Genomic DNA, 14210 nt, shown 5'->3' with positions numbered 1-14210 from the left:
CCCTCCCCCACAAGGGGAGGGAACGAGAGATTGGTGCTCCCTCACACGAAAATTCCCGGCGAAAAATCTCCAACCATTTCAACCCCCGTTCTACTGTGCATGGGGTTGTTTTCGCAGTTTTAGTTTGCGAAGGCCGCGAACTGCTGCGCGACGGCCTGATAGACCTCACGTCGGAACGGCACCACGACGTCGGCAACACGATCCAGACGCTCCCAGCGCCAGGCGTCGAACTCTGCGGGCTGGCCGTTGCGCGGCGTCAGCGGGTCGATCTCGTCATCCTTGCCGGTGAAGCGCAGCGCGAACCATTTTTGCCGCTGGCCGCGAAATTTCGCGAGGCGGTGCGTCTGCGGTCCGTCATAGGGCGGGAATTCGTAGGTGAGCCAGTCGGTCTCGCCGAGATAGGCTGCGCTCGTGACGCTGGTCTCCTCCCAGAGCTCGCGCATCGCGGCATCGCGCAAATTCTCACCGTCGTCGACGCCGCCCTGCGGCATCTGCCAGTCGAGCCCGGGCAGGATGATCTCGGGCCCGTCGCCCTTGAAGCGGTGACCGATCAGCACGCGGCCTTCGGTGTTGAAGAGAGCGATCCCCACGTTGGGGCGGTAGGGCTTTTGATTGGGCATCTCTGTCATTCCGGGGCGCGCGGAGCGCGAGCTATGGATGCGCAATTGCGCATCTGAGAATCCATAACCACAGGCGGCAATTGGTTGAAAGGCCGTGATTGCCATCTCCTGCCCAATTTCCCCCTGGGGTTATGGATCCCCGCCTTCGCGGGGATGACGACCGAGGGCCGGACGGCAAGTGACCCGACTCAATCCTCCGCCAGCGCGGAAAATTCCTGCACCACGCGCTCATAGACCGGGCGCTTGAAGGGAATGATCAGCCCGGTCAGATTCTTCATCGGCTCCCAGCGCCAGCTCACGAATTCGGCCTTGTGGCCGCCGCCGCCGGGATTGGCGACATTGATCTCGCTGTCCTTGCCGGTGAAGCGCACTGCGAACCATTTCTGGCGCTGGCCGCGGTAGCGGCCCTTCCAGGCGCGCCCGGCGACCGTGCGCGGAATGTCGTATGTGAGCCAGTCCGGGACCTCGCCGAGCCGCTCGACCGAGCGCACGCTGGTCTCCTCATAGAGCTCGCGCCTGGCGGCGTCCCAGGTGTCCTCGCCGGGATCGACGCCGCCTTGCGGCATCTGCCAGACATGGGTGTCGTCGACATGCTCGATGCCGCCGGCGCGGCGGCCGATGAACACCCGTCCCTCTGTGTTGATCAGCATCACACCGACGCAGGTCCGGTAGGGCAGATCCTCGTAACGCGCCATTCCGCCAGACCTCTCGCATGCTGTCGGTAAGGCTTGACCGGTCCCGGGACCCGTGCCGTACCAATCCGTTGATTTAGCTGGATTTTGATTTCAGCATCGCGGTTGTCAATGGCACCAAAAGGATACCCCGGTCGCCCAATGTCTTGGTCCAGGCGCCGATGCGCTCGATCGAGACGGGAAGGGCGGAGGCGGTGCCGACAGCCGCGCCGCGCTCGCGTGCCGCCGATTCGAGCTTGTTCAGGGCGCGGTCGATCTCGGTCGGGGTCGGCACCACGTCGATCGCGATGTCGCCCTTGCCGAACGGCATAGCCTGGTTCGCCGCGGCCTGGGCTGCGATGCTGCGGGGCGAGGAGCCGTCGTCGAAGAAGCCGAGGCCGCGCTTGGCCGCTTCGCGGATGATCGGCTGCATCGCCGGCTCCGTCGCGATGAAGCGGGCGCCCATGAAATTGGTGATACCGGCGTAGCCCTGCATCCGGCTGAAATGCCAGTACAGGCGGTCCATGTTCTGATCGGCGCTGAGCGAGGTCAGCAGCGTCTGCGGTCCCGGATCATTGTCGGGGAAGTCGTAGGGCTCCATCGGGATCTGGAGGAAGATCTCGTGGCGTTGCGCGCGGGCCCGTTCGGCGAGCTTGCCGGGATCGGTGCCGTAGGGCGTGAAGGCCAGCGTCACCGCCGCCGGCAGCCTCATGATGGCATCGGTGGTCTTGGCGGCGCCGACGCCAAGGCCGCCGATCACGATGGCGACCACCGGCATCTTGGCGGCCTTGGCGCGATCGGCGTCCGCCGCATAGACGTTGAACGGCTTCAGCCCGTCGGCGACCACCGGGATCATGCCGTAGCGTGACTTCTCCAGCAGTTTTGGATTGATCCCGGCCATGACGGGCGGCGGGGCGGAAGCCGCCCCCGCCTTGTCGCCGGCATCCTCGCCGATCACCACGTCATGGCGGGCGCCGGTCGAGCCGTCGATCATGGTGACGGTCTTCTGCTCGCCGGGAGCGGCCTGCTTCGGCGTCTCCTGGCTGTCGTGCTTGCCGTCTTGCTTGCTACCTTCCTTGCTGTCCTGGCCGTGGCCGGCGGCGGGCTTCTCGGCTGGAGACTTGTCGGCGCCGTTCTCGCGGATGGCGATCCGCGTCATCGGCTCGCCGCCGAGCGGATCCTTGTTGAAGATGGCGAAGCCGGCAAAGGTGAGGAGGAACAGGCCGAGCAGCACGGCAAGCGCCTGCATGGCCGTGAACGGCAGCCGCAGCCGACGTTTCCGGCGCGGCTTGTCCTGTCCGAGCGGGGCGCTCAGATCATCGGCCGTTTCAGTCATGCGCGATCCCGAATCACTGCCAATGACGATACCACGCCGGGGTCAAGCGGCGGCAGGCCGGGATAGGCCGGGGATGCCAGGAGTTACCTGCAACAGGAGTTCCAAGCAAAAAGGGCGGCTCCGAGGAGCCGCCCTTTTCATCAGATCGCGGTAACGCGCCGACTTAGTTCGCCGCCTTCGGCTTGTCGGTCGTGGCCTTGTTGTCGCCGCCCGGGGTGGGCGCGGCGGAGGCGCTGTTCTTGATGCCGTGGAGCAGGTCGTCGGCGAGCTTGAGCGCCTTGTCGTCCTTGGCGTCCGGCGGGACGTAGGACTGCGAGCCGGTCTTCTCGTCGCCGTCGTTCTTGAGATGGCCGCGCAGCGAAGCTTCGCCCTTGGTGTCGGTGCGCGACTTCAGCTCGTCCGGCACGTCCTGCAGCACTTCGATGTCGGGCACGATACCCTTGGCCTGGATCGACTTGCCCGACGGCGTGTAGTAGCGGGCCGTGGTCAGCCGCAGCGCGCCATTGCCGCTTCCGAGCGGAATGATGGTCTGCACCGAGCCCTTGCCGAACGAGCGCGTGCCGACGATGGTCGCGCGCTTGTGGTCCTGCAGCGCGCCGGCGACGATCTCCGACGCCGAGGCCGAGCCGCCATTGACCAGCACGATGACCGGCTTGCCCTTGGTCAGATCGCCCGAATGCGCGGTCCGACGCTGGGTCTCCTCGGCATTGCGGCCGCGCGTCGACACGATCTCGCCCTTCTCCAGGAACGAGTCGGAGACGGTGACCGCTTCCTCGAGCAGGCCGCCCGGATTGTTGCGAAGGTCGATGATGTAGCCCTTCAGCTTGTCGCCGATCTGGTTCGAGAGGTTGGCGACCTCGCGCTTCAGGCCTTCGGTGGTCTGCTCGTTGAAGGTGGTGATGCGGATATAGGCGATGTCGTCGGCCTCGACGCGCGCGCGCACCGAGCGGACGCGGATGTTGTCGCGCACCAGGGTGACGTCGATCGGATTGTCCTGGCCCTTGCGGATGATCTTGAGCTTGATCTTGGTGTTGACGGGGCCGCGCATCTTCTCGACGGCCTGGTTCAGGGTCAGGCCCTGCACCGCCTCGTCGTCGAGATTGGTGATGATGTCGTTGGCCATGACGCCGGCGCGCGAAGCCGGGGTGTCATCGATCGGCGAGACCACCTTGATCAGGCCGTCTTCCATCGTGACCTCGATGCCGAGGCCGCCGAACTCACCGCGGGTCTGCACCTGCATGTCGCGGAAGCTCTTGGCATCCATGTAGCTCGAGTGCGGATCGAGGCCGGTGAGCATGCCGCTGATGGCGGATTCGATCAGCTTGGTGTCGTCGGGCTTCTCGACATAGTCGGAGCGCACGCGCTCGAAGACGTCACCGAACAGATTGAGCTGGCGATAGGTGTCTGCGGTGGCGGCTCGCGCGCTGGAGCCCATGAACACCGCGCGCGGCTGGGTCACGAACAGCATCAGCGCCGCGCCGGTGGCCGCGCTGAGGAGGATTACTGAAGTCTTGCGCATCATCCGCGAACCTTCTCGCCTTCATTTGCGGCCCACCATGGGCCTGGATCGATTGGAGTGCCGTCCTTACGGAACTCGACATACAGCACAGGTTGACTCGCGTTCGTCGCAAGAATGGAAGCGACCTGAGAGGTCGACCCCATGGTTGCAACCGGCTCCCCCGTGAGCACAAACTGTCCGATGTTGACCGAAATGCGCTCCATCCCGGCGATCAGGACATGATACCCGCCCCCGGCATTGAGGATCAAGAGTTGTCCATAGCTGCGGAACGGGCCTGAATAGACTACCCAGCCGTCACACGGCGTTGTGACCTGGGAGCCGGGCTTGGTCGCCAGCGAAATGCCCTTCTGGACCCCGCCGACCCCGTCGGAACCGCCGAAATCCCTGATCTTGTTACCGTTAACTGGAAGAGGCAGGAGACCCTTGGCGGAGGCAAAGACGATCGCTGGGGTGGTCCGGGACCGGTCCTTGAACGCGCCCGGGCCGGATTTGGCGCTGGCGCTGGCGGCCGCCGCCTTGGCCTGCCTTGCGGCCTCGGCTGCCTTCTCGGCGGCCTTGGCGGCGCTCTGCAGATCCTGCTCCATCTTGGTGATCAGGCCCTGGAGATCGCCGACTTGTCTCGAAAGCGCGATGGCGCGCGAATTCTCGGCGTCGAGGTCTTTTTCCCGCGAAGCCTGCTGGCGCTGCCGCTCGTCGACGAGGGCGGTGAGCCGGGTCTGGTCGTTGCGAACCTTGTCGCGATCGGAGGCGAGCTGGTCGCGCTCGGTGGCGATGGTCTTGCGCAAGGCTACGAGTTCGCCGAGCTCGCTTGCGATCTTTTCGGCGCGGCCGCGCAGCTCCGGTACCACGGCGCCGAGCAGCATCGCCGTGCGCAGCGATTGCAGCGCATCTTCGGGCCGCACCAGCAGCGCCGGCGGCGTGCGCCGTCCGGCCCGCTGCAACGCCGCCAGCACCTCGACGATGTCGGCACGACGCGAATCGAGCGAGGAGCGCATCGCCTGCTCGCGTCCGTTGAGCGTGCGCAGACGCGTTTCGGTCTCGTCGATCTTGGTCTCCACGCTGCGTACATTGGCGGCGGTGTCGATCAGCTGCTGATTGAGCTGGGTACGGTCCTGGCCGAGCGAGGTGATCTCGGCCTTGAGCTTGGCCTGCGCCTCTTCCGCGCTCTTCTGCCGGGCGCGCGCGGCTTCCAGCTCCTGCTCGCGCTGCTTGATGGCGTCGGGCGAGACGGCGGCAGTCTGTGGCGCCGGCGCTGCCGTCTGGGCTTGCGCGAGGCTTGCGCCGGCAACGCTAGTGATCAGCAACAGGTTGAGGAGCGGCGCTCGCATCGTGTCGGCAAAGATGCTCGTTGTGGCGCGCATCACGCGCGGTGATAGGGGTGGCCGGCCAGAATGGTGGCGGCCCGATAAAGCTGTTCCAGAAGCATGACGCGGACCATTTGGTGCGGCCAGGTCGCAGAGCCGAACGCAATCGCGAGCTTGGCCTTACGGCGCAATTCGGGCGAAAGTCCGTCCGCCCCTCCGATCATGAAGATAGTATGTCCGGCCCCCTCGTCCCGCCAGCGCCCGAGATGCCGTGCGAATACGGTGGAGTCGAGATTTTGCCCGCGCTCGTCCAGTGCCACCAGGATCGATTTGTCCGGAATATGCGCGGAGATCGCGGCGGCCTCTTCGGTCATCCGCGTCGCGGTGTCGCGCGCGCGGCTCTCGGGGATTTCGTGGATCAGGAGCTCGCGGAATCCGAGCTTGCGGCCGGCCTCGTCGAACCGCTCGAAATAGCGGTCGGCAAGCTCCCGTTCGGGGCCCTGCTTCAGCCGGCCCACCGCAATGACAGCAACGCGCATGATATCTTCAGGGGTCTGATATCTTCAGGGTCGTGTTTTCAAGACCGCGCGCAAATGGCGCGCGCACGACGCTAGCATGCGCGTCAGCCGATTCGAAATCGGCTCGATCAGCCTAGATCGCCTTCGCCGCCCCTGGGCCCTGCGTGTACAATCGCTCGAGATTGTAGAACTCGCGGACCTCGGGTCTGAACACGTGCACGATCACGTCGCCGGAATCGATCAGCACCCAGTCGCAATTGGGCAAGCCCTCGACATGGATGTTCTTGATGCCGTTTTCCTTGAGGCCCTTGGCGACGTTTTCCGCGATCGCGCCAACGTGCCGGTTCACCCGGCCGGTGGTGACGATCATGTAGTCGGAGTACGCCGATTTGCCGCGAAGGTCGATGGTGACCGTCTCTTCCGCCTTCATGTCCTCGAGGCGGGAGAGGATCAGGCTCAGCGTCTTGTCGGCGTCGGGTTGCGCCTTCAAGGCTGCAGCTTTGGCTGATGTTTTACGCGCCGGCTTGGCAACCTTGGGTAAAACAGACTTCGTCGAAGCTGACTTGGACAATACAGATGTGGTCAGGGACCATTCCTTTCACTGTATCGCGAACGCCGAATCCGACGCTCACTGGTTACACTACATCATGTGGGGTTAAGGGTTTCAATATGCCAGAGAGGCGAAAGCCCACCCCACATCCTCGCCCTGGTCCTCACATTTTACCTTTCCAGCTCCCGTCCGGGTTCCGTAAGCCCGTTGAGGACAGATTCAGCTTCAATCCGGTCAGGAATACCCAGGCCGGCGCCGGCCGGTCCGCAAGCAGCGCCGCCTTGTTCTCGGGCAGGCGGTAGCGTGCCAGCGCCTGGGCTGCGGGGGAGGCGAGGGCGCGAAAACTCTGCGGCGGGCGGTCGATGACTGCCATCGGGACCTGGCCGGCGATGCGCCGCCAGTCCTGCCAACGATGGAATTGAGCGAGGTTGTCGGCGCCCATGATCCAGACAAAGCGCAGGCCCGAGAAGCGGCGGCGCAAGGTGTTGATCGTGTCGATAGTGTAGCGCGTACGGATGACGGATTCGAGACAGCTGACCTCGATCCTGGGATCATCGGCGACGTCGCGCGCGGCCTGCATGCGCTCGCCGAGCTCATGCAGATTGCCGTTCTCCTTCAGCGGATTGCCTGGGGTCACCAGCCACCAGACGCGATCGAGTTGCAATCGCTGGAGCGCGAACCGGCTGATTGCGCGATGGGCCTGATGCGGCGGATTGAACGAGCCGCCGAGCAGGCCGATGCGCATGCCCTCCGTGTGGGGCGGGACCGCTTGCGCCACGAAACGCGGCACGACGAAATTGTTGCTCAATGCCCGCCCCGCGACGTTGCTTACGGCCGCGTCTGTCCGGTGCCGTGAACGCGATATTTGAAGCTCGTCAGCTGCTCGGCGCCGACAGGGCCGCGGGCGTGGAAGCGGCCGGTGGCAATCCCGATCTCGGCGCCGAAGCCGAACTCGCCGCCATCGGCAAACTGCGTCGAGGCGTTGTGCAGCACGATTGCGGAATCGACCTCGCTCAGGAATTTCTTCGCAGCCGCCTCATCTGCGCTCACGATCGCATCGGTGTGATGCGAGCCATGGTTCTGAATATGCGCGATGGCGCCGTCGACACCGTCGACCACCTTCGCCGCGATGATCGCGTCGAGATATTCGGTGTCCCAATCGTCTTCGCTCGCAGGTTTTACGCGCGCATCCGTTCCTTGCACCGTTTCGTCGCCGCGCACTTCGCAGCCCGCCTCGATCAGCATCTCGACCAGCGGCTTCAGATTTTTGCCGGCCGCGGCGCGATCGACCAGCAGCGTCTCGGCCGCGCCGCAGACCCCGGTGCGGCGCATTTTTGCGTTGAGCACGAGCGACTTCGCCATGGTGAGGTCGGCGCTGGCATCGACATAGACGTGGTTGACGCCTTCCAGATGCGCGAAGACAGGCACGCGCGCTTCCTGCTCGACGCGCGCGACGAGGCTTTTTCCCCCGCGGGGCACGATCACGTCGACCGCGCCGTTCAGGCCCGAGAGCATCATGCCGACTGCCGCGCGGTCGCGCGTCGGGACCAGCGTGATCGCAGCTTCAGGCAGGCCCGCCTCGCGCAGGCCCTGCACCAGGCATTCATGGATCGCGCGGCAGGACCGAAAACTGTCCGAGCCGCCGCGCAGGATCACGGCATTGCCGGACTTCAGGCACAGCACGCCGGCGTCGGCCGCAACGTTCGGACGGCTTTCGAAGATCACGCCGACGACGCCGAGCGGCACGCGCACGCGCTCGATCCTCATGCCGTTCGGCCGCTGCCAGCTCTCGGTGACGATGCCGACGGGATCGGCAATGCCGCGTACGATGCCGATGCCATCGGCCATGCCCTCGATGCGGGCCGGCGTCAGCGTCAGGCGGTCGATGAAGGAGGAGGTGGCATTGCCGGAGGCGCGGGCTTCCGCGACGTCCTCGGCATTGGCGGCGAGGATCGCCGCAGAGCTCGCGCGGATCGCCCGCTCCATGGCTTCCAGCGCCCGGTTTTTCTGCTCCGGCGGCGCCAGCGCCAGCACGCGCGCGGCAGCGCGGGCGCGGGTTCCGAGATCGGACATCAGCGCCTGGAGATCGGCATTGCCGTCAACGGCTTTGAGGGGGGCGGCCATGGGAGGTTCAACCTTCTGCTAAGGCGGTGTCCTAGCACGGAAATCCCGCTTTTGCGAAGGGCAGGGAGGGTATGGCAGGGCTTCGACCGGTGGGGTGGGCTCGGCCACTGGCCCAGCCCCCGACGTCATGGCCGGGCTTGTCCCGGCCATCCACGACCTTCGCGCGGCACCAAGAACGTGGATGCCCGGGACAAGCCCGGGCATGACGGAAAAAGCCTCTACCCGCCCACCACCAGATCGTCGCGGTGGATCATCTCCGAGCGCCCGCTGATACCGAGGATGGTCATCACATCAGGGGAGGAGCGGCCCTTGATCCGCTCGGCGACCTCGGCGTCGTAGGCGATCAGGCCGCGGCCGACCTCGCTGGTGTCGGGGCCGCGCACGATCACGGCATCGCCGCGGGCGAACTGGCCCTCGACCTTGATCACGCCGGCCGGCAGCAGGCTGGCGCCGGCGCGCAGCGCCGTCACTGCGCCGGCGTCGATGGTCAGCGTGCCCTTCGGCTCCAGCGTGCCCGCGATCCAGCGCTTTCGCGAGGTGATGGGATTGGCCGGCGTCAGGAACCAGGTGCAGCGACCGCCGTCGGCGATCGCCTGCAAGGGATGCTCGATCTTGCCGGAGGCGATCAGCATATGCGTGCCGCCGGTGGTCGCGATCTTGGCCGCCTCGACCTTGGTGCGCATGCCGCCGCGCGACAGTTCGGACTCGGCGTCGCCCGCCACGGCCTCGATCTCCGAGGAGATGCTCTCGACCACCGGAATGAGCTTGGCGTTCGGATTGTTCTTCGGCGGGGCGTCGTAGAGCCCGTCGATGTCGGACAGCAGCACCAGCAGGTCGGCGCTTGCCATGGTGGCGACGCGCGCGGCGAGGCGGTCATTGTCGCCGTAGCGGATTTCGTTGGTGGCGACCGTGTCGTTCTCGTTGATCACGGGGATGGCACGCCACTCCAGCAGCTTGCCGATGGTGGAGCGTGCATTGAGATAGCGGCGGCGCTCCTCGGTGTCCTGGAGCGTCACCAGGATCTGGCCGGCACCGATGTCGTGCGCCCCGAGCACCTCGGACCAGATCCGCGCCAGCGCGATCTGGCCGACGGCGGCGGCGGCCTGGCTCTCTTCCAGCTTGAGCGGCCCGCGCGGCAGTTTGAGGCGGCTGCGGCCGAGCGCGATCGAGCCGGAGGAGACGACGAGGACGTCGCGCCCCACCCTATGCAGCTTGGCCATGTCGTCGGCGAGCGCGGCGAGCCAGGACGCCCGCACCTCGCCCTTGTCGGAATCGACCAGCAGCGCGGAGCCGACCTTGACGACGATGCGGCGGAATTGACTGAGTTCGGGGCTGGCCATGTGTGTATGTGTGTTGGCGCGTCGGACGGATTGCTCTGCATCGGAAACGGCGGAGCGGATAGGCAGCGCCAGCGAGGCCTGCTTTTGCAGCAGGACGATGGCCGGCGCAAGGCGGCCGGGATGGTAAACGGCTCTTGTCTTGGGCAACGGCCCGGTTCTAATGCCACCAACCAATAATGGGCTGGAGAGGACGCGAATGGATCGCCGCAAATTCATGGCCGGATGTATCAGCCTGCCGCTGCTGGCGCAGGCAGGCGAGGCGAATGCGCAGGCCGGGCTGAGCAAGATCATCTTTCCGTTCGCGGCAGGGGCGGGCGGCGACACGCTGTGCCGGCTGTTGGCGCAGGAGATGGCGCCGGTGCTGCAACGGACCCTGGTGGTCGAGAATCGCACCGGCGGCGACGGTCTGATCGGCATCAAGGCGGTAAAGGGCGCGAGCCCCGACGGCAGCATGGTGCTGGTGACGACGGGGCCCACCATGTACCTGCTGCCGATGGTCGAGACGATTCCGAGCTTCGACACCGGCAAGGATTTTGTGCCGGTGTCGCTGCTGGCGCGGTTCGAATTCGCGCTGGTGATCAACCCGGCGGTCGATGCCACCGATCTCAAGAGCTTCGTGGCGTGGCTGAAGGCGCATCCGGACAAGACCTCGTTCGGGGTGCCGAGCAACGGCACCATTCCGCATTTCATGGGCTCCAAGCTCGAGAAGGATCTCGGCATTCCCCTGACCCGCGTGCCCTATCGCGGCAGTGCGCCGATCCTCAACGACATCATCGGCGGGCACATCTCGTTCGGGATCACCACGCTGGCCGACGCGCTGCCGCAGCATCGCGCCAAGGGCGTGAAGATCATCGCGGTCGCGAGCGCGGAGCGTTCACCATTCGCGCCCGATGTCCCGACGCTGAAGGAGAGCGGCATCGATCTCGTTGCCGACGCCTGGTACGGCATGTGGCTTCCGGCCGGCAACCCACCGGACTTCGCCAGCAAGCTCGGCGCGGCCGCAAGCGCCGCGCTCGCCAAGCCCGAGGTGAAGGAGAAGCTCACGGGAATCGGCCTCATTCCGGTCGGCTCGACGTCGGAAGGATTGACAAAGGAGCTCGCAGCGAACATCGCGTTGTGGCAACCGATCGTGAAGGCGACGGGATACAAGATCGAGAATTAGGTCTCTCTCGCGCTCCACACTCGGCCGTCATGGCCGGGCTTGACCCGGCCATCCACGTGCTACCGCGACCGACGTAAGACGTGGATACCCGGGTCAAGCCCGGGCATGACGCGTTGAGAGAGCTGCGCTCCGCTCACTCACATCTTCGCGCGCTGCGCTATTCCGTCCTTGATCGCGGCAAGCTCGGCTTCGTCCCAGATGCCGATCAAAACGCCGTTCTTCACCTGGAGCTGGTTATCCGCATAGGCCGCGATCTTCTCGCGCGGCGTGGTGATGTGGTCGTTCGGATGCAGCGCCCAGTCGAACAGCTCGGCTTGCAACCGCGCGATGATGCCGGCGCATTCCGGATCGTCACCGCGATCCACAAACTCTTCCGGATCGGTCTCGAGGTCATACAGCATCGGGCGGAAGCTGGAGGCGTGGATGTATTTCCAGCGGCCGTCGAACACCATGAACAGGCGGCAGCGCTCGATCGGCTGGTTCAGCTTCAGCCGCACGTCCTGCATGGCGTAGTCGTATTCGGAGAAGGCGACCTTGCGCCAGTCCGGCGGTGTCGGCCCGCGCAGCAACGGCAGCAGCGAACGCCCTTCGAGGATATGGCCCGGCACCTTGCCGCCGAAATAATCGACGAAGGTCGGCGCGAGGTCGATTCCCTCCACCAGCGCCTCGCTGCGGGTGCCGCGCGTGGCGTCGGCTTCCTTCGAGGGGTCGATGACGATCAGCGGAATCTTCGCCGACTGCTCGTGGAACAGGTCCTTCTCGCCCATCCAGTGATCGCCGAGATAATCGCCGTGATCGGAGGTGAACACGATCATGGTGGTTTCCAGCAGGCCGCGTTCCTCGAGAAATTTCATCAGCACGCCCATCTGGTCGTCGATCTGGGTGATCAGGCCCATATAGGTCGGGATCACCTTCTCGCGGGCATCGTCGCGCGCCATGTTGCGGGAGTAACGCATGTCCATATAGGCGCCGAACACCGGATGCGGATTTTGCCGCTCGCGCTCCGAGCGGATCACCGGGATCATGTCATCGGTCGAATACATGCTGGCATAGGGCTCTGGCGCGATATAGGGCCAGTGCGGCTTGATGTAGGACAGATGCAGGCACCACGGCCGGCCGTCGGTCTCCGCCTCTCCGATGAAGTCCATCGCGCGCCGCGTCATGTAGGGCGTTTCGGAATGCTCATCCGGCACGCGCGCGGCCTTGTCGGCATGCACCAGCAGCCAGCCGTTCTGCAACGAGCCGTCCTCGGCCGCGCCCGAATTGGCCCAATGCTCCCAGGGATTGCTGGCTTCAAAACCCTGCTTGCGCAGATAATCGTCGTATTTCGGCCGAGGCCGGCCGGTCGGATGCAGGCCGTCGTCGCGCTCATACGGTTCGAAGCCGCACTCGGCGACGTGCACGCCAATCATCGATTCCGGCGGGATCCCAAGCGCCTTCATGCCTTCGAGATCGGGCGCCATGTGGGTCTTGCCGACCAGCACGTTGCGCACGCCGATCTTTTTGAGGTGATCGCCGAGCGTCGGCTCGCCGACGCGCAGCGGCCAGCCGTTCCAGTGCGAGCCGTGCGAGCGCATGTAGCGGCCGGTGTAGAACGACATCCGCGACGGGCCGCAGATCGGCGATTGCACATAGGCCTTGCTGAACAGCACGCCGCGCTTGGCCATCGCGTCGATGTTCGGCGTCTTCAGCGTGGGATGACCGGTGCAGCCGAGATAATCATAGCGAAGCTGGTCGCACATGATCCAGAGAACATTCTTCGCGCGCGCCATGCGTCATCCCGCATTTTCTTGATTGCTCGATGCTGCGCTATCGGAGGGGCGAAGACAAGCCGGTGATGCGCGTACGCGTAGCCCCATCCTCCACTGTCGTCCCTGCGAAAGCAGGGACCCATAATCACAGGGAGGAGTTTGGCGAAGATTAGAAGTTCAGTACTACGACCATCCGCATCAAGAGATCACGCGGTATGGGTCCCTGCGTTCGCAGGGACGACGAAAAGGTTTACGCCGACCACGGCTCCGCTTCGGCCGCGCTCTTGGCCTTGGCCGAGACCGGGGCCTCGCCGATCACCTCGACCAGCGCACGCAGCGCTTCCTTGACGCCGTCGCCGGTGACACCGGACAGCAGCAGCGGCGTCTTCTTGGCGGCGCGCTTCAGCCGGTCCTTCTGCTTCTTCAATTCGTCCGGCTCGACCGCGTCGATCTTGTTCAGCGCGACGATCTCGATCTTGTCGGTCAAGAGCCCGCCATAGGCGTCGAGCTCCTTGCGCACCGTCTTGTAGGCCTTGCCGGCATGCTCGCAGGTCGCGTCGATCAGATGCAGCAGCACGCGGCAGCGCTCGACATGGCCGAGGAAGCGATCGCCGAGACCGGTGCCTTCATGCGCGCCCTCGATCAGGCCGGGAATGTCGGCGAGCACGAATTCGCGGCCGTCAGCATTCACGACGCCGAGCTGCGGATGCAGCGTGGTGAAGGGATAGTCGGCGATCTTGGGCCGCGCCGCGCTGACCTTGGACAGGAGGGTCGACTTGCCGGCATTGGGCATGCCGACGAGGCCGGCGTCCGCGATGAGCTTCAGCCGCAGCCAGATCCAGCGCTCTTCGCCGGTCTGGCCGGGATTGGCGTTGCGCGGCGCGCGGTTGGTCGACGTCTTGAAATGCGCGTTGCCGAAGCCGCCATTGCCGCCCTCGGCCAGCACGAACTTTTCGCCGACCTTGGTGAAGTCGTGGATCAGCGTCTCGCGGTCCTCGTCGAAGATCTGCGTGCCCATCGGCACCTTCAGCACGATGTTCTTGCCGTTGGCGCCGTGGCGGTCCGAACCTGAGCCGTTCTCGCCCTTCTGGGCCTTGAAGTGCTGCTGGTAGCGGTAGTCGATCAGCGTGTTGAGGCCATCGGCGACCTCGATGATGACGTTGCCGCCGCGGCCGCCATTGCCGCCGGAGGGACCGCCGAATTCGATGAACTTCTCGCGGCGGAACGCCACGCAGCCGTTCCCGCCATCACCGGAGCGGATATAGACCTTTGCTTCGTCGAGGAATTTCATGGGCCATAGGTAGGCCAGCCGGCC

Annotated in this window: 13 protein-coding genes; 1 reads left to right on the top strand and 12 read right to left on the bottom strand. The window is 65.2% G+C overall.

Annotation, left to right across the window (positions count from 1 at the left end):
* Window positions 1-119: 119 nt before the first annotated feature.
* From GA0061098_RS29770 to proB, 10 genes are all read right to left on the bottom strand, one after another.
* Complete coding sequence (locus tag GA0061098_RS29770) at window positions 120-620, bottom strand: RNA pyrophosphohydrolase (protein WP_091965124.1); 501 nt, start codon at window positions 618-620, stop codon at window positions 120-122.
* Window positions 621-808: 188 nt separating this feature from the next.
* A complete protein-coding gene (locus GA0061098_RS29765) occupies window positions 809-1315 on the bottom strand; it encodes an RNA pyrophosphohydrolase (protein WP_091964923.1) in 507 nt (168 codons plus the stop codon).
* 73 nt (window positions 1316-1388) lie between these two features.
* Window positions 1389-2627 carry a divergent polysaccharide deacetylase family protein gene (locus GA0061098_RS29760; RefSeq protein ID WP_091964921.1) on the bottom strand — a complete coding sequence of 413 codons (1239 nt, stop codon included), beginning with the start codon at window positions 2625-2627 and terminating at the stop codon, window positions 1389-1391.
* A 163-nt stretch (window positions 2628-2790) separates the two neighbouring features.
* Entirely contained in the window at window positions 2791-4149 is a 1359-nt protein-coding gene (locus GA0061098_RS29755; protein WP_018318850.1) for a S41 family peptidase, read from the bottom strand.
* Window positions 4146-5474 carry a murein hydrolase activator EnvC family protein gene (locus tag GA0061098_RS29750; RefSeq protein WP_091965122.1) on the bottom strand — a complete coding sequence of 443 codons (1329 nt, stop codon included), beginning with the start codon at window positions 5472-5474 and terminating at the stop codon, window positions 4146-4148. The genes GA0061098_RS29755 and GA0061098_RS29750 overlap by 4 nt, the downstream gene beginning before the upstream one ends.
* A gap of 32 nt (window positions 5475-5506) precedes the next feature.
* Complete coding sequence (gene rlmH / locus GA0061098_RS29745) at window positions 5507-5989, bottom strand: 23S rRNA (pseudouridine(1915)-N(3))-methyltransferase RlmH (RefSeq protein WP_091964919.1); 483 nt, start codon at window positions 5987-5989, stop codon at window positions 5507-5509.
* Between the two features lie 112 nt (window positions 5990-6101).
* Entirely contained in the window at window positions 6102-6458 is a 357-nt protein-coding gene (rsfS, locus tag GA0061098_RS29740; protein ID WP_018318847.1) for a ribosome silencing factor, read from the bottom strand.
* A 223-nt stretch (window positions 6459-6681) separates the two neighbouring features.
* Window positions 6682-7326, bottom strand: coding sequence for a nicotinate-nucleotide adenylyltransferase (locus GA0061098_RS29735; RefSeq protein WP_165637688.1), 645 nt, complete (start codon window positions 7324-7326; stop codon window positions 6682-6684).
* Between the two features lie 20 nt (window positions 7327-7346).
* Window positions 7347-8642 carry a glutamate-5-semialdehyde dehydrogenase gene (locus tag GA0061098_RS29730; protein ID WP_091964917.1) on the bottom strand — a complete coding sequence of 432 codons (1296 nt, stop codon included), beginning with the start codon at window positions 8640-8642 and terminating at the stop codon, window positions 7347-7349.
* A gap of 218 nt (window positions 8643-8860) precedes the next feature.
* Window positions 8861-9982: a glutamate 5-kinase gene (gene proB, locus GA0061098_RS29725; protein WP_091965118.1), complete on the bottom strand. Its 1122-nt coding sequence runs from the start codon at window positions 9980-9982 to the stop codon at window positions 8861-8863.
* 196 nt (window positions 9983-10178) lie between these two features.
* Between proB and GA0061098_RS29720 the strand changes: the two genes are divergently transcribed.
* Window positions 10179-11144, top strand: a complete 966-nt coding sequence (locus tag GA0061098_RS29720; RefSeq protein WP_165637687.1) for a Bug family tripartite tricarboxylate transporter substrate binding protein — start codon at window positions 10179-10181, stop codon at window positions 11142-11144.
* 137 nt (window positions 11145-11281) lie between these two features.
* Here GA0061098_RS29720 and GA0061098_RS29715 read toward each other — a convergent pair whose 3' ends face one another.
* Together GA0061098_RS29715 and obgE are read right to left on the bottom strand one after the other, a co-directional pair.
* Window positions 11282-12916: an alkaline phosphatase family protein gene (locus GA0061098_RS29715; RefSeq protein ID WP_091964913.1), complete on the bottom strand. Its 1635-nt coding sequence runs from the start codon at window positions 12914-12916 to the stop codon at window positions 11282-11284.
* A gap of 229 nt (window positions 12917-13145) precedes the next feature.
* Window positions 13146-14186: a GTPase ObgE gene (gene obgE, locus GA0061098_RS29710; protein ID WP_091964911.1), complete on the bottom strand. Its 1041-nt coding sequence runs from the start codon at window positions 14184-14186 to the stop codon at window positions 13146-13148.
* Between the last annotated feature and the right edge of the window lie 24 nt (window positions 14187-14210).

It is taken from the genome of Bradyrhizobium shewense (assembly GCF_900094605.1).
Lineage (GTDB): Bacteria > Pseudomonadota > Alphaproteobacteria > Rhizobiales > Xanthobacteraceae > Bradyrhizobium > Bradyrhizobium shewense.
The sequence above is the reverse complement of the archived record's forward strand: the minus strand, read 5'-3'. Positions and strand labels throughout refer to the sequence as shown.

What these genes read in the sequence shown, in the direction of transcription:
- GA0061098_RS29770 (WP_091965124.1), bottom strand. Translation starts at nt 620, where the DNA reads ATGCCCAATCAAAAGCCCTACCGCCCCAACGTGGGGATCGCTCTCTTC.
- GA0061098_RS29765 (WP_091964923.1), bottom strand. Translation starts at nt 1,315, where the DNA reads ATGGCGCGTTACGAGGATCTGCCCTACCGGACCTGCGTCGGTGTGATG.
- GA0061098_RS29760 (WP_091964921.1), bottom strand. Translation starts at nt 2,627, where the DNA reads ATGACTGAAACGGCCGATGATCTGAGCGCCCCGCTCGGACAGGACAAG.
- GA0061098_RS29755 (WP_018318850.1), bottom strand. Translation starts at nt 4,149, where the DNA reads ATGATGCGCAAGACTTCAGTAATCCTCCTCAGCGCGGCCACCGGCGCG.
- GA0061098_RS29750 (WP_091965122.1), bottom strand. Translation starts at nt 5,474, where the DNA reads ATGCGAGCGCCGCTCCTCAACCTGTTGCTGATCACTAGCGTTGCCGGC.
- rlmH (WP_091964919.1), bottom strand. Translation starts at nt 5,989, where the DNA reads ATGCGCGTTGCTGTCATTGCGGTGGGCCGGCTGAAGCAGGGCCCCGAA.
- GA0061098_RS29730 (WP_091964917.1), bottom strand. Translation starts at nt 8,642, where the DNA reads ATGGCCGCCCCCCTCAAAGCCGTTGACGGCAATGCCGATCTCCAGGCG.
- proB (WP_091965118.1), bottom strand. Translation starts at nt 9,982, where the DNA reads ATGGCCAGCCCCGAACTCAGTCAATTCCGCCGCATCGTCGTCAAGGTC.
- GA0061098_RS29720 (WP_165637687.1), top strand. Translation starts at nt 10,179, where the DNA reads ATGGATCGCCGCAAATTCATGGCCGGATGTATCAGCCTGCCGCTGCTG.
- GA0061098_RS29715 (WP_091964913.1), bottom strand. Translation starts at nt 12,916, where the DNA reads ATGGCGCGCGCGAAGAATGTTCTCTGGATCATGTGCGACCAGCTTCGC.
- obgE (WP_091964911.1), bottom strand. Translation starts at nt 14,186, where the DNA reads ATGAAATTCCTCGACGAAGCAAAGGTCTATATCCGCTCCGGTGATGGC.